Source organism: Rothia similimucilaginosa (assembly GCF_029850985.2).
GTDB lineage: Bacteria > Actinomycetota > Actinomycetes > Actinomycetales > Micrococcaceae > Rothia.
In genome coordinates this window covers 569,930-588,853 of the sequence record NZ_CM138149.1, presented here as the reverse complement: position 1 = coordinate 588,853, position 18,924 = coordinate 569,930, and the positions used below count along the sequence as shown (strand labels likewise).

Here is an 18,924-nt window from a genome sequence, read left to right as displayed (position 1 = left end):
TAGAGAGGTTCACGAATGTCATTCTTTGACCAACTCGGCGCTCTCCTGTCCAAGTACGATGTGGTTGGCGCCTTCATGACCAATATTCAGCTGACTTTCTGGGCGGCTATTGGATCGTTCGTCCTCGGTACCGTGCTGGCGCTCATGCGCATCAGCCCCGTCCCGTCCCTGCGCTGGGCGGGCACCGCCTACGTACACACTGTCCGTAATACTCCGCTCACCATCATGATGACTTTCGCCATTCTGGGTGTATGGACGCAGTTCCAGCTCTCCTTCTCACACGATTTCGACACGAACTTCTTCGTGTACGCGGTCATTGCCCTGTCAATCTACCATTCAGCATTTATCTGCGAGGCAATCCGTTCGGGTGTAAACACCGTGCCGAAGGGTCAAGCAGAAGCAGCCCGCGCTATCGGCCTGGGTTTCTTCGATACCGCCCGCCTGGTGATTTTCCCTCAGGCTCTACGCGGTGCCATTACCCCGCTTGGTAATACCCTAATTGCGTTGACGAAGAACAGCACTGTCGCCTCGGTCGCGTCGGTGGCTGAAGCCTCCGGGCTAATGAAATCCATGATTGAGTTCGATGCGAACATGGTGCTCGCTATCTTTATTATGTTTGCGATAGGCTTCGTCATCATTGTTGTTCCCATTGGTGCATTGACCACCTGGTCATCCCGTAAGCTGGCGGTGAAGAGATGAAAAACCCCTTTATCAGTGATGAAACCCGCGCCACTTCTTCGGTGCTTTTCGACGAGCCAGGTCCTATTGCTCAGCGTCGTATCCGTATCTTCAACATTGCTGCGGTAGTCCTTTTTGCACTATTTGCGGTCTATGTGCTGACCGTTATGGGTCAGAAGGGGCAGCTGGAGGCAGAAAAATGGACTGATTTGTTCACCGCCCGCGCCTGGAGTTCCTACTACCTGCCGGGCCTTGCCTCAACCCTGTCGGCGGCAGCGGTTTCGGTGGTTACCTCGGTTGCGTTCGGTGTGGTCTTCGGTATTGCTCGACTATCCCAGTACCGCATTACCCGCTGGTTCGGCACCGTGGTCGTGGAATTCTTCCGCGCCGTGCCGGTGCTGATCATGATGATCTTCTTCTGGCTCTTTTTGGGCAAGTACAGCGGTCTTCCGCCTGCTCAGCTACCTTTCATCGCCGTGGTTGTTGGTCTGACCCTGTACAACGGTTCGGTGATCGCTGAGCTACTCCGTTCGGGCGTGAAGCAGCTTCCACGCGGCCAGGGTGAGGCGGGTCTTGCGATTGGTCTAACCCCGACCCAGACGCTGATTCGGATTCTCCTTCCTCAGGCTTTCACTGCAATGATGCCGTCGATGCTCAGCCAGTTCGTGGTGATTCTGAAGGACACCGCGCTCGGTTACATCATCTCCTACCCGGAGCTGCTGGCTTCAGCCCGACGCATCGGTTCCGGTGACGGCAACGTACTGCAGACCCTGATTCTGGCGGCGGCGATCTTCGTGACGGTGAACTTCGTGCTGACCGCGGTAGCAACCGGCATTACGGATCGTTTGGCTTCACGAACCTCAGCTAAAGTGACCCGTAACCTGATCCCGGATGCCTTGGACAACCCGAACCCGCCAACCGTCCAGATGTTCGTTCTGCCCGGCGGCCGCAAGTAGCTTCCTCCCCTCCCTATCGTCCCGGCTCCCCAGCCAACGACGATATGCAGATACCGCAAAGCCCCCGCACTCCCCTTTCAGGAGGGTGCGGGGTTTTCTCTGTCTCTCGGGCTAGTTAGCTGCCGGGGCTACACAGCTACTGGAGCCGCACCGCTGCCCGGATTACAGAGCAGCAAAGCTACTGAGATACAGATGCCTTCAGACGCTCGGCAGCCTTCGCTACAGCCTCATCGGAGGCGGTCAGGGCGATACGTACGTAGCCTTCGCCGTCCTCGCCATAGAACACACCGGGACCAGCAATAATACCCAGCTCCGCCAGACGGCCAATTGAATCCCAGGTGGACTCACCGAAGGTGGTCCACAGGTACAGGCCCGCCTCAGAATTCTCGATGCGACCACCGGCGACAGTAATCGCCTCCTCCAACACCTCACGGCGGGCACGGTACAGGTCCTTCTGCGCCGCCACATGCGCCTCATCAGCCAGCGCCACCATCATGGCAGCCTGCACCGGGGCGGGCACAATCATGCCGGCGTGCTTGCGGCTATTAATCAGGTTCGGCATCAGCTCGGGGGCGCCGGCAATGAACGCGGCACGGTAACCGGCGAGGTTCGACTGCTTCGAAAGTGAATACACGGCGAACAGGCCAGTGAAGTCACCATCGCACACGCGAGGATCCAGGATGGACGGCACCGGCTGACCGCCGCACGCCTCATCCCAAGCACCCCAACCGAGCTCCGCGTAGCATTCATCAGATGCCACCACGGCACCAATTTCACGCGCCTGCGCCACAACCTCACGCAGCTGCTCCACGGTACGCACCACACCGTTCGGGTTCGCTGGTGAGTTCACCCAAATCAGCTTCACACGGCTACGGGTGTCAGCATCCAGCTCGTCCAGGCTGTCTGCGGGAACAGACTCGGCGCGAGCAAAACGGGCGCCCATATCGTAGGTGGGGTACGCAACGCGGGGATACACAATCACATCGCCCGGGCCCAGACCCAGCAGGAACGGCAGCCACGCAACGAGCTCCTTCGAACCAACCGTGGGCATAATAGCTTCCGGGTTCAGACCGGTCACGCCGCGACGGCGCGCAAACCATTCGGCGATAGCCTCACGCAGGGCGGGGGTGCCGTGGGTGGTCGGGTAGCCGGGTGCGTCGGAGGCTGCCGCCAGCGCCTCACGAATGGTCTGCGGGGTCGGGTCGACCGGGGTGCCGATGGACAGGTCCACCGGACCATCCGGGTGGGCGGCTGCGGTTGCGCGGTAGGGGGCGAGCGCCTCCCAGGGGTATTCGGGCAGGTTAAGGCCGTAAGTCATAGTGTCACCTGGTTGGTTGGGAATAGTTTTCGTCATTTTAGTCTAGCGTCCGGGCGCTGGCGTGCCTATAGCAAGAACCTCCATTCCAGCGCGTAGACGGTGTGTGGGCACCGGGTGCTAGATGGAGGCTCTTGGCACCCTATAGCGGGTGCGATCAGTCTATGCGGTTATAGCTATTATTCAACGCAGGTTATTATTCGCCACGAGGAGGCAGCGCCGCGATGAAGGGCACGTCCTTACCGGTAGGGCCGAGCTTTGCTGCGCCACCGGGGGAGCCCAGGTCATCGAAGAAGTCTGCGTTGGCGCTGATGTATTCGGTCCACTCTTCGGGGACGTCGTCTTCGTAGTAGATTGCTTCTACGGGGCAGACGGGTTCGCAGGCGCCACAGTCCACGCACTCATCCGGGTGGATGTACAGGGTGCGTTCGCCTTCGTAGATACAGTCGACGGGGCATTCTTCAACGCATGCGCGGTCTTTGACATCCACGCAGGGAAGCGCGATTACGTAGGTCATTGGTGTGCCTTTCTACAAGCTGTTCGCCCCGTGCCCGCCGTTCTGCGGGTCGTCTGCTGCAGGGCAGAATCTACAGAGTAAACCGCCGAGTAGTTGGTACCCGGCGGGGAAGTCTGTGTATAGTCTATCGCGCACCGGCTGTTTAACCGTATTTTCGTGGCGTATCAGACAGTGGTCTCATGGGTTTGTGGGGGTATTTTTTAGGCTAGGCTGACCTGGTATTTCTTTGCGTTATTGCTAGTCCGCAGGCTTTTAAAAATAGATTAAGCCAAAAATGAAATCTTCATCACATGAATTTTTTGATGAAGTCATCGCTATTTCCACCCCGCACAATTCACCGAATAACGCATATATTTTCTTTCCTATTGCCCTCTATCCGACGGGTTTAGAAGACAGCAGCGGTGTAGCACCCCAAAAACGTCAGACGGGTGTCCCGGCTAACCGGAACACCCCTCCCCTTAGATTATGACGTAGTGATAGGCTTCAGCCTACTTCTTGGCGCGAGCACGCTGATGCGCCGCACGCGGCGAGAAATACTGCGCGTCCTTCACGCGAGCGCGCGTGTACACGAGCATGCCAAGCATCGCCGCGACAGGGGCGCCGAACCACCACAGGGCACCGTACAGGCCAATCGCCGAATGGCCCGGATTCACCAGAACAAACGGCGAATCGGGACGACTGTAACCGAGCACGTACACGGTCACGAACACCGCAACAGCCACGACAGCCGCAGCGTAGCCGCGACGCAACGACAGGGCACACCACAGGGCAGTGAAGAAGACCGTCAGGTACGCGACCAGCAAGCCGAGGGGCAGGGCGGTTTCCCCCACGTATACAACCCAGGCGTGGTAGATCGACCCGGCAATACCAGCAAAAATACCCAGAATCGAGCCGGTCAGAACGCCCGCCACCAGACCAGCCTCCTGCGGCTTCGGGTGCACGGTCGCGGTCGGATTACCGTCGAGCACGCGGAAAGTCTCCACGGCAGAAATCTTCTGCGGCACCTTATTTGAGTACTCAAAAGTCTTCTCGTCCACGACCGTAATCTGGGTGCGGTGCGCCTCCATTGCCTTGCGCTTGGTGGTGCCGTCACCGTAAATAGCGGCCTGCAGGCGCTGATCATCCGCGTCAAACTCACCCTCAATACCCCAGGTAAGAATTGGGCGGTCCTCGTCGTCTTCAAGGATCTGCAGGGCACGGCGCACAATCTCGTACACGCGCACGTGGTCGGGGTGGCCGTAGCCACCGTCCGAATCGTAAGTAACCAGAACGTCCGGGGTGAGAGCACGGATAGCGGCAACCAAAGCCTGAGCCTGCGGTTCCAGCGGCTGGGCGGTCAACGACTCCTCCGCCGCTACCGGGTTAGCGACGGGTTTACCCTCCGGGCCCCACGCCATGCCGGAGTCACGGTACAGGGGTAGCGCACCCTCAGCGACAGCAGGCTCCTGGCCCAGGAAGAACTGCTTCCTCACGCCCAGAGCCTTAACAGCGCCGGCAAGCTCACCGGTACGGTACTCGCCCAGCGCCTCACCGTTATCACGGCAGCCGAGCTTACCGACCTCCAGGTGGTGCAGCTCCTCGGGGATGACCTCGCCCAGCTCACCGCGGGTAGCGGTCAGCAGGTACACCTCCGCACCCTTCTGTGCGTAGTACGCCATGGTTGCGCCGGTCGAGGAGGTTTCATCGTCCGGGTGCGCATGCACGAACAGGATGCGCGCCTTCTTCGCATCGTAGTTATTCGGCAGCAGGTCACGGCGCGAGCCGGGGGCGATGCGCTCACCCTGCGTGGGGTAGCTGGGGGTCGCAGAATCAGGCTGAGTGTTCTCGGTTTCAGACACAGGCTTTCCCTCTCATACGCAGGGTTGGGTTTCTTGAACGGTCAATAGGGCGCCGGCAATTTACATCGTTGGCGGCAGATGTTGAGCGGCGGACGGGTACCGCCACCTTGCAGGCGCATTATTTTTATCTTACACACTCGCATGTACAGCGCGAGGTGTTCGGGCTTCTCGGAAGGCGGTTTTTCGGCAGAAAGCAAAAGCACCGTCTCTCCTCTCCATTCTCCCCCGCCGTTATTTCCCAAACAGATCGTGGTGATTAAATTAAACAGAACCGCCGTTACCTCCTCTTCGGAAGGTAGCGGCGGCTCTTGGGTAACGACACGATTGAGCAACGACACCCGCTACAGCAGGTGAGTCGCTAACGCACTACTAACACTCATAGTCGCGCTGTATTAATCGCTAGCGCTGTATTAGTCGTTCGCACGGGCGCGGCGGCGGAACTCGCGGACACGCTCGTTGGAATCCAGGATGACCTTACGGATACGAATTGCCTCGGGAGTCACCTCAACGCACTCGTCTTCGCGAGCGAATTCCAGGCTCTCTTCCAGGGTCAGCTTCTTCGGCGGGGTCAGGTTTTCGAAGTTATCCGCGGTCGAAGAACGCATGTTGGTCAGCTTCTTTTCCTTGGTGATGTTAACTTCCATGTCGTCTGCACGGGAGTTCATACCAACGATCATACCCTCGTACACCTCAGAGGTGGGCTCTACGAAGAAGGTGCCGCGCTCCTGCAGGTTAATCATCGCATAGGGGGTGACCACGCCGGCACGGTCAGCAATCAGCGAACCGTTGGTACGGTACTCAATGTCGCCAGCCCAAGGCTCGTGCTCAATCGAGTAGGAGGAAGAGATGCCGGCACCGCGGGTCTCAGTCAGGAACTGGGTGCGGAAACCAATCAGACCACGTGCGGGAACAGCGAACTCCATACGAACCCAGCCGGTACCGTGGTTCGCCATGTTCTCCATGCGGCCCTTACGTGCAGCCATCAGCTGGGTGACAGCGCCCAGGTACTCCTCGGGCACGTCAATAATCATGTGCTCCATGGGCTCGTAGACCTTGCCGTCGATGGTCTTGGTCACCACCTGGGGCTTACCCACAGTCAGCTCGAATCCTTCGCGGCGCATCTGCTCCACGAGGATAGCCAGGGCGAGCTCGCCACGACCCTGAACTTCCCACGCGTCCGGACGCTGGGTGGGCAGAACCTTGATGGACACGTTACCGATTAGCTCGCGGTCCAGGCGGTCCTTCACCTGACGTGCGGTGACCTTTGCGCCCTTGACGCGGCCAGCCAGCGGGGAGGTGTTAATACCGATGGTCATGGAGATCGCGGGATCGTCCACCTTGATTAGCGGCAGGGGCTTGGGGTTTTCAGCGTCGGTGAGGGTTTCACCAATGGTGATGTCCTCGATACCAGCCACTGCGACAATCTCGCCGGGGCCAGCGGACTCTGCGGGAACGCGCTCGAGAGCCTTGGTTGCCAGCAGTTCGGAGATGCGGACGTTCTTGATTTCACCGTCGTGACGTGCCCACGCAACGGTCTGGCCCTTCTTCAGGGTGCCATTGAAGATACGGACTAGTGCCAGACGGCCCAGGAACGGGGAGGAGTCCAGGTTGGTCACGTGTGCCTGCAGAACCTCATCCGGGTTGTAGGTGGGGGCGGGTACGTGCTCGATGATGGTCTTGAACAGCGGCTCCAGGTCATCATTGTCGGGCAGCTGGCCGTCTGCGGGCTGGTTCAGGGATGCAGCGCCAGCCTTACCGGATGCGTACACCACCGGAACGTTCAGCACAGCGTCCAGGTCCAGGTCGGGAACTTCGTCCGCCAGGTCAGATGCCAGGCCGAGCAGCAGGTCCATGGACTCGCCAACGACCTCGTCAATACGGGAGTCGGGGCGGTCAACCTTGTTCACCACGAGGATCACGGGCAGCTTAGCAGCCAGTGCCTTACGCAGCACGAAGCGGGTCTGGGGCAGCGGGCCTTCGGATGCGTCCACGAGCAGCACAACGCCGTCAACCATGGACAGGCCACGCTCCACCTCGCCACCGAAGTCGGCGTGGCCGGGGGTGTCAATCACGTTAATGGTGATGGTCTCACCGTTGGCGGAAGGGCCGTTGTAGAACACGGTGGTGTTCTTCGCCAGAATGGTGATGCCCTTTTCCTTTTCGAGGTCGCCGGAGTCCATGACTCGGTCTTCAACATCTGCGTGGGCAGAGAAGGCGTGGGTCTGCTGCAGCATCGCGTCGACGATGGTGGTCTTACCGTGGTCAACGTGTGCCACGATAGCCACATTGCGAAGGTCGGGGCGCGAAGCGGTGTTTTCAGACATGCGTTAAGTTTCTCGCTTAAATCTAGGGGATAGTCTTGCCAACGGGTGCGTTCTAGACAGCACAGGAGGTCACAGGGCAGTGCCTACAGATAGGTATCTGGTGGTCGTTTGCCGGTTTGGGTATTTGCCGATGGACCCGCTCTGCGATGAGAACGTTTCCGGGCACGCCAAAACGGACCCCCTCCGTTGGGCTTAGCTACCAGTGTATCACTAGGGCTTTTCCGTGAGCCACTCATCAATCATGCGGCGAGCGACAGCGTTCGTGCCGGGCAACTCCAGTTTTGCGGGGTCGTCCTCGTCGCTGTTGCCGCGCTCCTCCGAAAGAGCAATTGCCTCACGCAGCTCAGCGGCGGTGAACCAGCGTGCGGCACGAATCTCGCCATCGTGGTGGATGATGGTTTCGTTCTCATCCACGTGCACCCGGTAGCAAATCATGAGCGAACGCGGGAAAGGCCACACATCGCTCATGCGGTACTCGGTGCTGAGGGCGTGCAAGCCGGTTTCTTCGTAGACTTCGCGGGCGATTGCCTCCTCGAGGTTTTCGCCAGGGTCAACGAAACCGGCGATGAGAGCGAAGCGGTTGGGGTGCCACTGGCGGTTATTCGCCAATAGCACGCGCTCGCCGTCACGGCTGGTCACCAGCGCCATCACGGCGGGTTCAATGCGGGGGAACACCATTTCGCCCGAGGCGGTGCGGCGGATTCCCTTGGAACCGAGGGGCGCCTCCTCACCGCTGTAGGCGGAGTAGCGCATGTCGATGAGGTAGTCGCGGCGTGCCAGGGCGGTGGCGTAGTGGGCACGACCTTCCGGGTCCTCGTGGACCGGGTAGTAGCGGAAGCCCCTGCTGGAGGCGCGCACCCGAGGGTTGTTCAGCTCGGTGGCAACCTGCGCGAGGGTTTTGTCCTCGCAGTAAATCACGTGCACCTCTGCCGTGCCATTCTTCTTCACGTCATCGCTGTAAGCGGCGGGACGGATTATGCTGTGCGCCAGGATAGCTTCCTCAGGCAGCAGTTCGGCAGAATCACTACCGGTCAGATAGTGCACGGTTCCCTCATCGTTGAGGAGGGTTTCCCCTTCGCGAGAAATGAGCAGGTAGCGCAATGCGCTCTCAGAAATAGTCTCATGCGTGTGTTCAGGTGAAGAAGTCATGGGGTTTACTCTACATCTTGATACTGCAAGGCACACAATGGCGTGCCAGGTTTCGATTTTTTCGCAGTATCGTCCTATCTCACCCTCGAAAGAGGTGACATAGGCACCCGAAAATAAGAGAATGGAACCATGACTACTTCTATTGACCCTACGACCACCTCCGCGTGGTCTGCTCTGTCCGCTCATCACAAGTCCCTCACTCCGAACCTGCGCGAATGGTTTGCCGCTGACCCGGAACGCGCGCAGAAGCTCAGCTTCACCGCCGACGAACTGCACGTCGACCTTTCCAAGAACCTGATTACCTCCGAAACCCTTGAACTGCTGGTCAAGCTCGCTGAAGAGGTCAAGCTGGAGCAGACTCGCGAGGCAATGTTCTCCGGCAAGCACATTAACGTCACCGAGGACCGCGCAGTACTGCACACCGCTCTGCGCCGCCCCGAGGGTTACACCCCGGCACTGACCGTTGACGGCCAGGACGTAGACGCAGACGTACACGCCGTACTGAAGAAGATTTACGCATTCGCTGAGCGCGTGCGCAACGGCCAGTGGACCGGCATCACCGGCAAGCGTATCGAGACCGTTGTGAACATCGGTATCGGTGGCTCCGACCTGGGCCCGGTCATGGTGTACGAGGCTCTCAAGCCCTACGCTGATGCAGGCATCACCGCACGCTTTATCTCCAATATTGACCCGACCGATGTGGCTGAGAAGGTCTCCGACCTAGATCCCGAGACCACCCTGTTCATCGTCGCATCTAAGACCTTCGGCACCCTCGAAACCCTAACCAACGCGCGCGTGGCACGCGAATGGCTGCTGTCCGCACTGGCTGAGGCTGACGCGCTGGAAGGTAAGGAAGCTTCCGAGGCTGTGGCTAAGCACTTCGTGGCTGTCTCCACCGCACTGGATAAGGTTGCAGCATTCGGCATTGACCCCGAGAACGCTTTCGGCTTCTGGGACTGGGTTGGCGGCCGCTACTCCGTAGACTCCGCTATCGGCACCTCCCTGGCTATCGTTTTCGGCCCGAAGGTTTTCACTGACTTCCTCGCGGGCTTCCACGCAATAGATGAGCACTTCCGCACCGCTCCCCTGGCTCAGAACGTGCCCGTTCTGATGGGTCTACTGAACATCTGGAATGTGAACTTCCTCGGCGCAGAGACCCACGCGGTTCTGCCCTACGACCAGTACCTGCACCGCTTCCCCGCCTACCTGCAGCAGCTGACCATGGAGTCCAACGGTAAGTCCGTTCGAGCGGACGGCTCCTTCGTCAACTACGCAACCGGTGAAGTGTTCTGGGGCGAGCCCGGCACCAACGGCCAGCACGCTTTCTACCAGCTGATCCACCAGGGTACCCGCCTGATTCCCGCAGACTTCCTTGCCTTCGCTAACCCGGTCCACCCGACCAAGGACGGCGAGCAGGACGTTCACGAACTGTTCCTGGCTAACTTCTTCGCACAGTCTCAGGCTCTCGCATTCGGTAAGACCGAGGAAGAGGTTCGTGCAGAGGGCACCGCAGAGCACGTGGTCAACGCACGTATCTTCAGCGGTAACCGCCCCTCCACCTCCATTATGGCGCCGCGCCTGACCCCGCGCGTTCTGGGCTCCCTGATTGCCCTGTACGAGCACATCACCTTCGTTCAGGGTGTTGTTTGGGGCATTGATTCCTTCGACCAGTGGGGTGTTGAACTGGGTAAGAAGCTGGCGCTGGATTTGGTTCCCGCTATTGAAGGTGACCGTGAGGTTCTGGCTCGTCAGGATTCTTCGACCGCTTCTCTAATTGACTACTACCTGAAGAACCGCACCAAGTAGTAGTGTGAGCCTGCATGTGCCGGTGTTATAGCCTGGCTGTGTTGGCCCAGCGCAAATTAGCTCAGCACAAATACACAAACCGCCGGATAGGATCCCAGTGAGGGAGGCTATCCGGCGGTTTTGTTGTACGGGTTCTAGCTCAATGCCGTGCTGTTAGTCCACTGCGGGCAGGGTGTCGGAGGCGACCTCGGCAATAATGCGCACCACGGTGGATTCAGGTAGCTGCGGGATGCCCTGCTCGTCACGGACTACGCCACCGGCGTCACGGTGAGCGGTCATACCGATGCCTTCGGTACTCTCTTCGCCGTCGGCGCACGTTGCGGGCACGTGCACGAATCCGGCGGGAATGCTCAAACCCAGTTCACGGCTAATGCGCTGCCCCTCGTAGAACACGTGGTTACACACGTATGTTCCGGCTGTGTACGAGATCTCGACCGGCTCTCCTGCCGCACGCAGGCGCTCAAAACTGGCGCGCACCGGCAGGGAGGAGAAGTACGCCTCCTGACCTCCCGGGGCGATTGGCTCATCGCAACGTTGGTCGCCGTCGTTATCTTCAATACCGGCAGAATCCAGGTTGATAGCGACCTGTTCGAGGCTGAGCACGTCGCGGCCAACCGCCACACCCAGGCTGATGAGCGCATCGGGCTGTACCTCCTGCAGGGCGGTGCGCAGGGCGGTGCTGGAGCCGTCGTAGCTGACGGGCAGCTCGCGGATGATGACGTTCAAATCCGGGCGCATCTGAGTCAGCAGACGCTGAGCACCTTCGGCGAGCACTACGGTGGGGTTCACGGGCACACCGGGGAACGGGCCGAAGAAAGTCAGCAGCAGGGTACGTGCCTGGCTCGGGGTGGTTACCATAGTCAATCTCGTTTTCTGCGTTGGTTTTATGCAGTGTTGGTTTTATTCAGCGGCGTTCTTGTTGGTGGCGCGGCGCTCCAGGTCCTTGGCGAGCGCCTCCAGTAGCTCTTCGGGGGTGGTGGCGATGATGAGCTCATCCAGGTAGCGTTCGTTGAGCAGGCCGGTGGACGCCATGTAGTGCATGGCGTCGATAAGCTTATCCCAGTAGCCGTTGACGTTTAGCAGGGCCACCGGCTTGGAGTGAATGTCAAGGAACTGCCAGCTAAAAACTTCAAAGAACTCTTCGAGGGTGCCGGGGCCGCCGGGCATGGCAACGAATGCGTCGGCTTTCTCAATCATGGCGATTTTGCGCTGGTGCATGGTGTCCACAATTTCGAGGGTGGTCTGGCCGGGGTACACGCCCTCCAATCCGACCAGTTTGTGGGTGACCACGCCGTAGACCACGCCGCCGGCATCCAGGGTTGCGCCCGCAATGGTGCCCATGAGGCCTGTGCGGCCGCCACCGTACACCACGCCAATATTGTTCTGGGCGCAGAGAGTGCCGAGCTCCTGGGCGCGGGTGGTGAAGAGCGGGTCGTTGCCGGAGCGTGCACCGCAGTAGACGGCAAGGTTGTAGTCAGTCTTCTTCATGGTTCTCCTTGGGGTGTATAAGGGTTTCCGGGGTGGAGCGCCTCTATGCGTTCTACCCGCGATAGATGTTGCCGTGTTGAGAGTACCGGATGCACCTGTGTACCTCATGTGTGCCACCCGCCAGTTCAGAGGCACGTTGGGCTCAACGGTTAAGGTAGCGGGGTGCGCGCCAGTAGCGGGAAAATCTGCTCTGTATTCAGCGGTGCCTGCGCATCAGAATCGGAGGGGCTGCTCATGGCAGGGTTGACCCAGCGCAGCTCGGCGATTTCAGCCTGCGGCACCAGCGTAGCCAGCTGTTCGTGCTGCTCGTCGGTGGGTGAGTATTCGTAGGTTTCGGCGCGTACCGTAAAGCCGACCTCATTCAATGCCGCCGCCTTCAGAATGCCCAGGTAGTGCATCCGGATGGGGTCGGGGGTGAGTCCGATTTCTTCGCTTACTTCACGGCAGGCGGTCTGTAGCGGGGTCTCCCCCGGTTCAGGTTTGCCGCCGGGCATCATAAACCCGTCACTACCCTGCTTGCGCACGGTCAGAACAAGCCCGTCCTTAGTGCGGATGGCTACAGCGCACACGTTCACAATACGATGTGCATTATCGATAGCGCCATGTGTAGCGGCGGGCTGCCCGGTGTGTGACGCGCCGGCAGGGGTATAGGGGTTGTTCTGCATGCTTTCCACCCTAGCATCTGGACGCTTCAAATTCTTGACTCAGCCCACGGATAAAGACGTTCATCTCCTCGATGGGGAACTCTCTGCATCAGCAGAGCCGCCGGCTCCCCTCTTATGGGGGAACCGGCGGCTCTTCACGTATCAGCTATTGCAGCCAATAGTTCTGCATGTTCGCATTACTTCGAAACCTTAACATCAATGCCGCTCACGTCAATCTGCTCCAGCGGAATGATGCGGTCACGAGTGACCACGCGGTGCACCAGCCAGACCGCAATAATCACGGGCAGACCAATGTAGGAGCTGAGCACGCCAGCCCAGTCACCGCTCAAGAACGCCTCATAGTTCTGGCCACCAATAACGACCAGGCACATGAGGAAGGCTATAATCGGGCCCACGGGGAAGAACGGCGCCACATAGGGCAGATCCTTCAAACTGTTGCCCTGCTTCAGGTATGCGCGGCGGAAACGGTAGTGAGCCACGGCGATACCCACCCAGGTAATGAAGCCAGCCAGACCGGACACGTTCACCAGCCACAGGTACGCACCATCCGGCGAGAGAAGTGCGGCGATAAAGCCGACCGCACCGATTGCGGCGGTGGCCAGTAGCGCATTCATGGGCACGCCACCGGAGTTGATGTGGGTGAACATCTTCGGTGCCTTACCCTCCTGGGCGAGCGCGAAGAGCATACGTGCCGAAACGTATAGGCCCGAGTTACCTGCAGAGAGCACTGCGGAGAGGATCACGGCATTCATGATGGCTGCCGCAAAAGCAATACCCGCACGTTCGAAAATGAGGGTGAACGGGGAGATGTTGATGTTGCCGTCCGCTGCAGTGAGCAGGTTCGGGTCGGTGTAAGGAATTAGGAAGCCAATGACGACCATCGCACCGATATAGAAGAGCATGATGCGCCAGAACACGCTGGTCAGTGCGCGGGGCACGTCGCGGCGGGGGTTCTCAGATTCGCCGGCTGCCACACCAATCATTTCGGTGCCTTGGAAGGAGAAACCAGCCACCATGAAGATGGCGAGTACGGCGGGTGCGCCGCCGACGAAGGGTGCCTCACCAACAGTCCAGTTGGAGACGCCCGGGGAGCTACCGCCCAGGATGCCGAAGATCATGGCGATACCTGCGATGAGGAAGACGACCACGGTGACGACCTTGATGGTGGCGAGCCAGAATTCACTCTCACCGTAGGAGCGTGCCGAGAGGGCGTTGATGCCGGTCAGCAGCACGAGGAATCCTGCCGCCCATACCCAGGATGGGACGTTCGGGAACCAGTACCTCATCACCTCGCCGACGGCTACGAGTTCGGCAGCGACGGTAATCGCCCAGTTGAACCAGTAGTTCCAGCCCATGGCGAATCCAAAGGACGGAGACACGTAGCGTGCCGCGTAAGTCTGGAATGCGCCGGGGACGGGCAGGTGAGCAGCCATCTCGCCGAGGGACTGCATGAGGAAGAGCACCATGATGCCGATGAGGGCGTAGGCGAGGATTGCGCCGCCGGGGCCTGCGGTGGAGATGGTCTTACCGGAGGCAACGAAGAGGCCGGTGCCGATTGCGCCGCCGATTGCGATCATCTGCATGTGGCGGGCGGAGAGGCCTCGCTTCAGTTCGCCCTCTGCGGAGGTGGCTTCCGATGCAACGCCGGAAGTCTCTGTAGGCTGTGCCATGTCAGGTCTTCTTTCTGAGGCTCTTGCTTCGTGCGTTTGCTAGCGGTCTAGTCTGGTGTCCAGTCTAGTCTTGCTGCGGGTGGTGTCGCCGAAGGTTTAGCCTGCTGTCAAGAAATTCTTCAATCATTAGGGTTTCTTACGTATCGTAAGTTTTTCTAATCTGAGGGTCAATCCTACTCGCTTTTCAGGCTCTTTTCCACCCCAAAACCACAAAAACACAGAAAAACCCTCCCGCACCATCTCATCACAAGCGGTACAGGAGGGTTCAAAACCTGTTTACTAGGTTCCCCTGGCTTATCTACTTCGCCAGGCTTTAGTCAGCCAGGTTGTAGAACGAAACGTTCGTGGGGTGTTCCACGGTACGAGAAACGGTGCAGTCCTTCTGCTCGCTGAGCTGAATCAGACGGTCCACCATCTTCTGCGCCTTAGCACCCTGCTCATCCTCAGGGAAGCGCACGTCAAAGTCCACCTCAACGTCGTCGAGGCGCACCGCGCCATCTTCGGTCTGCTTCAGTGCTGAGGCGAGCACTTCGAACACCTCGGGGGTGGAGCGGCGGGAGGTGCCCGCGTCCACATCCACGGAGGAGCATCCGGCAATAGCGGCGAGTAGTAGCTCGACGGGGGTTAGCAGGCCCTCACCCACACCGAAGTCGAGTGTTGCGCCGTTGGCACCGTAGGCACGGTAGTGCAGGCGGTCGATGCGCTCAATCTTGGTCTGGCGGTAGTTGTCGAGTTTTCGGCGTTCCTGCTGGCGTTCATAGACTTTCTTCTGCTCTTCTGCAGTCTGCCCGGTGTTGTTCTGCTCAGCCATTGAGATTCCTTTCGGGTTGCTTGTGCGGTCGCCAGGTTATTCAGCGCCGCGCTGTTTAGTGTCATTCACTATAAGCGTGTTTCTCGTATTTTATTCCCGGTCTCTTTTTCTCGACGGCCATCTAAGCGCTCCTATACACTGGAAAACCGCGGTGGGGCTTCGAAGCCGCTCGCGCACACAGCAAATTTTTTGAAAAGCACAACGCACACAAGGAACTCTTTGATGGCACAGACCCCCGGCACTGAGCGTACGACACATAATAATATCCGTCTGGTTATGGCGGATTCTTCCGTGGTGATGCTCGGTATCGCGGTGCTGGGTTTGGGTTTGGGTGTTATTTTGAGTGCGCACCATATGCCTTTTTGGGCGGCACCACTGATTTCTTCACTGGTGTTTGCCGGCTCGGTGGAGTTTTTGATGGTGGGCATGATTTCTGGTGGTGCCTCTATCACGTCGATTGCGTTGACAGTATTCCTCGTGAATGCCCGCCATCTAGTGTACGGTCTTTCCTATCCTCTACACAGGATCAAGGGTTTCTGGGCTAAGCTTTTCGCCATTCACACTCTCTGTGATGAGGCGTTTGCTCTCAACTCCGGCCCTGACCGCAATGACCGTTCCGGTGCACGCATCCTGTGGGTAAACACTCTGATTTACGTCTCATGGATTCTGAGCGTAATCCTCGGGTATGTGCTCGGTGCAAGCTTCTTGAGCGATTTAAAGGGCGTTGATTTTGTGATGGTAGCACTCTTCACGGTGCTTGCCATGGACGGTTACCGTGCTAACCCGGATCGTGTGGCAGCATTATTTATGGCAATTTCTGCCACGGTAGCCCTAGTTTTTGCGCCGTCCTCTTTCCTGGTGATGGCGTTGGGTTCGTATGTGGTGCTACTGTTGGTGCGCTTCCCGGTAGCGAAGCGCCGCGGCACCCTGCCGCATCGTACTGTTTATGCAGAAACAACTGAGAGTAGCGACACCACCACTACCGCTGATGCGCCCGCTTCCACACAACAGTAAGAACATTACATATGTGTTCAAAACCCGCTAGGATAGATGAAGAGCACCGCTCTCCCCTCTTTCTATTTCTAGGATTCAAAAGACGCCTTCACATGCGAACCTGCACGGAGGCCCCCAGAAGTTGAGGTACCCATGACTCAGATGAAAGACACCGCTAAGGAAACTAGCGACGCAGAACGCTGTGCCGCCCCGGAGTAACACCGCACCGGGAGCGGCACCACCCGAGGTCATACAGAGATGTAGTCTCTGCCCGGAAGGAATACCCCTCCACCTCACTATTCGCGGCTTTCATCAACTCACGTACCTACCGCACTACTGAGCGCCTTCTCTATGAGTAGGCTCTCCCTGCCCTTTTTTCACGGCTTCACCCACACGCTTCGTTCAGGGTTCTTTCACTCTTTCATGGGTCTTTGGGGGAGGTAGTGCAGAAAGAGATAAACCTTATGAACAGTGAAGTAACCACCGGATATATTCTTGCTGCGGTGTTCATTGCTGCTGGAATTACTTTTCTGTTGCGCCTGCTCCCCTTCGGTCTGAAAAAGGCTCTGGCTGGCTCCGAACTACTGGATGCGCTCAGCCACTGGATTCCGCTCGGCGCGGTCGCACTACTTGCCATCTATGCGGTGGCGAAGATTAATTACTCCTCGTTCGCTACGGCAGCGCCGTACCTTGCGGGCCTGGTGGTGACCGTGGGGGTGCACCTGTGGCGTAAGAATATGGTGCTGAGCATGGTGGCGGGTACCGTCACCTGCGTTGTGTTGGCTAACTGGGTTTTCTAGGGGGTCATGATGAACATCTCTAAGAATTCTGCTTCTTCTCAAACCTCACCTCAGCAGGCAACCCAGCAACAGGTTGAGCAGGTTATTGCCTCCGCTCTTCCGCTAACCGGTATGCTTCCCGTGGTGGAGGCGCCTACCTCCCCCGATGCGCAAGGCTCTCAGCAGCCGCGAGAGAGCGGCTTCACAGAGGCGGTGCGCATCGCCGGTGTGATTATGCTGGGTTTGTTCTTTGTCGGTATTGGTTTGGGTGTGCTTGTCCACAGCTACCATCTACCGTTCTGGGTGGCGCCTCTGCTACCTACCGTTGTTTTTGCTGGCTCGGTAGAGTTCGTGCTGATTGATATGGTGTCGAATCATGCCTCACTGTTCTCTATCGCCGTGATGACTCTGCTCATTAATTCACGTCACCTCATGTATGGTCTCTCGTATCCGATTGAGCGGGTGCGTGGTGGGTTGGCGAAGTTCTACACCGTGTACACGCTCATCGATGAAGCGTACGCGCTGAACACTGGCCCGGACCGCCATAAGCTGCGTGGTTCCCGTATCCTATGGATTCATGCGGGCCTACATCTGAGTGTTCTGGCGAGCGCAACGCTCGGCTATATGCTGGGTGCAAGCTTCTTGAGTGAGCTCAAGGGCGTGGATTTTGTGATGACGGCGCTCTTTGCGGTGCTCGCCATCGATGCTTACCAGGCGTCAAAGGATCATTTGATTGGTGTGATGGCTGCTGCGTCTGCGGCGGTTGGTTTGCTGGTGGCACCACAGTCGATGCTACTGATTTCGATGGTGGTGTACATTCTGTTGCTGGTGTCGCGTTTTGTTGTGGCTAAGCGCCGCAGCACCCTGCCGGAGCATATGCTGGTAGCCGATGAGGAACCTGCCGAAGCCGGCGTTCCCGGCCATCCCGGCGCCCCCACACACTAAGTCTGGGTCGCGCACTAAGTCTGGATATAGTAAAGCGCCCCGCCGACCCGGTACTTCGGGTGGGCGGGGCGTTACGCTGTCGCCAGCCGCATGTGTGAATGAACCCCATCGTGATGCGCTGTAGACGTTCAGTATCTGCTGTGCTGTTACCGCCGAGCTGGTTCCTCGGGCGGAAGTACTGTGCGGGAGTCAACGCTTATTGCTTTGGCTCCCGCCGGATATTGGTTCGATAGCGACCAAATCTACGATTACTTGATAGCTGCCAGGGCTGCTTCGTAGTTGGGTTCGTTAGTGGTCTCGGGAACCAACTCGGTGTAGACAACCTCACCGTCGGGGTTCACAACAACCACGGAGCGTGCCAGCAGGCCAGCCAGGGGGCCGTCCACGAGCTTCACGCCGAAGTCCTCACCGAAGGAGGAGCGGAAAGCAGAGGAGGTGACGACATTCTCAATGCCCTCGGCTGCGCAGAAGCGGCCGATTGCGAAGGGCAAGTCGTTGGAGACGCACAGCACGACGGTGTTCTCCAGGCCTGCAGCCTGCTTGTTGAATGTGCGGACACTGGTTGCGCACACACCGGTGTCGACGGAGGGGAAGATGTTCAGCACCAGGTTCTTACCTGCGAAGTCTGCGGAGGAAATCTCGGAGAGATCAGCCGCGAGAACCGAGAATTCGGGCAGCTTTGCGCCGACTGCGGGAAGGTCACCGTTGGTGTGGATTACGAGTTCATTATGTAGAGTTACTTCAGCCATACCTTCATTGTCCCTTGGATGCGGCGGGTGTGCAAGGGGGCACAGGTACTAGTGGGCGGAGTTTCCGCATAGCTGATTTCCTGCTACGTTACTTCACTTCTTCTGGCCCTGCTGTAGCGGCTGTCTAACGGTAATCCCGGTCTGTGACTCTACGGTAACGAACGGCACTGACCGCACGCACCGCGCGCCCGCCTCTTTTTCCCTATACTGGACGAGTTCACTATTCGCTTCATGACCAGTA

At 58.6% G+C, this 18,924-nt stretch carries 17 protein-coding genes; 6 read left to right on the top strand and 11 right to left on the bottom strand.

Annotation, left to right across the window (positions count from 1 at the left end; genetic code table 11):
• The first annotated feature begins 15 nt into the window (after positions 1-15).
• The gene (locus tag QFX07_RS02565) at positions 16-699 is read left to right on the top strand and encodes an amino acid ABC transporter permease (RefSeq protein ID WP_279755127.1); all 684 of its coding nucleotides are present in this window, start codon (positions 16-18) and stop codon (positions 697-699) included.
• The gene (locus QFX07_RS02560) at positions 696-1,634 is read left to right on the top strand and encodes an amino acid ABC transporter permease (protein WP_279741117.1); all 939 of its coding nucleotides are present in this window, start codon (positions 696-698) and stop codon (positions 1,632-1,634) included. The genes QFX07_RS02565 and QFX07_RS02560 overlap by 4 nt, the downstream gene beginning before the upstream one ends.
• 178 nt (positions 1,635-1,812) lie before the next feature.
• Here the strand turns inward: QFX07_RS02560 and dapC are convergent, their stop codons facing one another.
• From dapC to QFX07_RS02535, 5 genes are all read right to left on the bottom strand, one after another.
• Positions 1,813-2,952: a succinyldiaminopimelate transaminase gene (gene dapC, locus QFX07_RS02555; RefSeq protein WP_279755126.1), complete on the bottom strand. Its 1,140-nt coding sequence runs from the start codon at positions 2,950-2,952 to the stop codon at positions 1,813-1,815.
• Between the two features lie 193 nt (positions 2,953-3,145).
• Complete coding sequence (fdxA, locus tag QFX07_RS02550; protein WP_279741121.1) at positions 3,146-3,466, bottom strand: ferredoxin; 321 nt, start codon at positions 3,464-3,466, stop codon at positions 3,146-3,148.
• A gap of 488 nt (positions 3,467-3,954) precedes the next feature.
• A complete protein-coding gene (locus tag QFX07_RS02545; protein WP_279741124.1) occupies positions 3,955-5,304 on the bottom strand; it encodes a PIG-L family deacetylase in 1,350 nt (449 codons plus the stop codon).
• Between the two features lie 410 nt (positions 5,305-5,714).
• Positions 5,715-7,628 (bottom strand): translational GTPase TypA, encoded by a 1,914-nt coding sequence (typA, locus tag QFX07_RS02540; RefSeq protein WP_279741127.1) that lies wholly within the window; start codon positions 7,626-7,628, stop codon positions 5,715-5,717.
• A 210-nt stretch (positions 7,629-7,838) separates the two neighbouring features.
• Positions 7,839-8,777 (bottom strand): NAD(+) diphosphatase, encoded by a 939-nt coding sequence (locus QFX07_RS02535; RefSeq protein ID WP_279755125.1) that lies wholly within the window; start codon positions 8,775-8,777, stop codon positions 7,839-7,841.
• 129 nt (positions 8,778-8,906) lie between these two features.
• On the opposite strand from QFX07_RS02535, the gene pgi reads away from it, so the two are divergent.
• Positions 8,907-10,583 carry a glucose-6-phosphate isomerase gene (pgi, locus tag QFX07_RS02530; RefSeq protein ID WP_279755124.1) on the top strand — a complete coding sequence of 559 codons (1,677 nt, stop codon included), beginning with the start codon at positions 8,907-8,909 and terminating at the stop codon, positions 10,581-10,583.
• Positions 10,584-10,736: 153 nt separating this feature from the next.
• Here pgi and QFX07_RS02525 read toward each other — a convergent pair whose 3' ends face one another.
• The 5 genes from QFX07_RS02525 to QFX07_RS02505 form a co-directional block, all read right to left on the bottom strand.
• Complete coding sequence (locus QFX07_RS02525) at positions 10,737-11,441, bottom strand: pyroglutamyl-peptidase I (RefSeq protein ID WP_279755138.1); 705 nt, start codon at positions 11,439-11,441, stop codon at positions 10,737-10,739.
• A gap of 42 nt (positions 11,442-11,483) precedes the next feature.
• The gene (locus tag QFX07_RS02520; RefSeq protein WP_279741136.1) at positions 11,484-12,071 is read right to left on the bottom strand and encodes an LOG family protein; all 588 of its coding nucleotides are present in this window, start codon (positions 12,069-12,071) and stop codon (positions 11,484-11,486) included.
• Positions 12,072-12,220: 149 nt separating this feature from the next.
• Positions 12,221-12,736, bottom strand: coding sequence for an NUDIX hydrolase (locus QFX07_RS02515; RefSeq protein ID WP_279755123.1), 516 nt, complete (start codon positions 12,734-12,736; stop codon positions 12,221-12,223).
• 176 nt (positions 12,737-12,912) lie between these two features.
• Positions 12,913-14,406: an amino acid permease gene (locus QFX07_RS02510; protein ID WP_279741141.1), complete on the bottom strand. Its 1,494-nt coding sequence runs from the start codon at positions 14,404-14,406 to the stop codon at positions 12,913-12,915.
• Between the two features lie 313 nt (positions 14,407-14,719).
• A complete protein-coding gene (locus tag QFX07_RS02505; RefSeq protein ID WP_279755122.1) occupies positions 14,720-15,217 on the bottom strand; it encodes an OsmC family protein in 498 nt (165 codons plus the stop codon).
• 222 nt (positions 15,218-15,439) lie between these two features.
• Between QFX07_RS02505 and QFX07_RS02500 the strand changes: the two genes are divergently transcribed.
• The 3 genes from QFX07_RS02500 to QFX07_RS02490 all read left to right on the top strand — a co-directional run bounded on the left by QFX07_RS02500 (position 15,440) and on the right by QFX07_RS02490 (position 17,934).
• On the top strand, positions 15,440-16,231 hold the full coding sequence (locus QFX07_RS02500; protein ID WP_279755121.1) for an AzlC family ABC transporter permease: 792 nt from the start codon (positions 15,440-15,442) through the stop codon (positions 16,229-16,231).
• A 443-nt stretch (positions 16,232-16,674) separates the two neighbouring features.
• Positions 16,675-17,010 (top strand): branched-chain amino acid transporter permease, encoded by a 336-nt coding sequence (locus tag QFX07_RS02495; protein WP_279741147.1) that lies wholly within the window; start codon positions 16,675-16,677, stop codon positions 17,008-17,010.
• A 9-nt stretch (positions 17,011-17,019) separates the two neighbouring features.
• On the top strand, positions 17,020-17,934 hold the full coding sequence (locus QFX07_RS02490) for an AzlC family ABC transporter permease (protein WP_459741332.1): 915 nt from the start codon (positions 17,020-17,022) through the stop codon (positions 17,932-17,934).
• A 248-nt stretch (positions 17,935-18,182) separates the two neighbouring features.
• On the opposite strand, the gene tpx is transcribed toward QFX07_RS02490, so the two are convergent.
• On the bottom strand, positions 18,183-18,683 hold the full coding sequence (gene tpx / locus QFX07_RS02485; RefSeq protein WP_070593671.1) for a thiol peroxidase: 501 nt from the start codon (positions 18,681-18,683) through the stop codon (positions 18,183-18,185).
• Between the last annotated feature and the right edge of the window lie 241 nt (positions 18,684-18,924).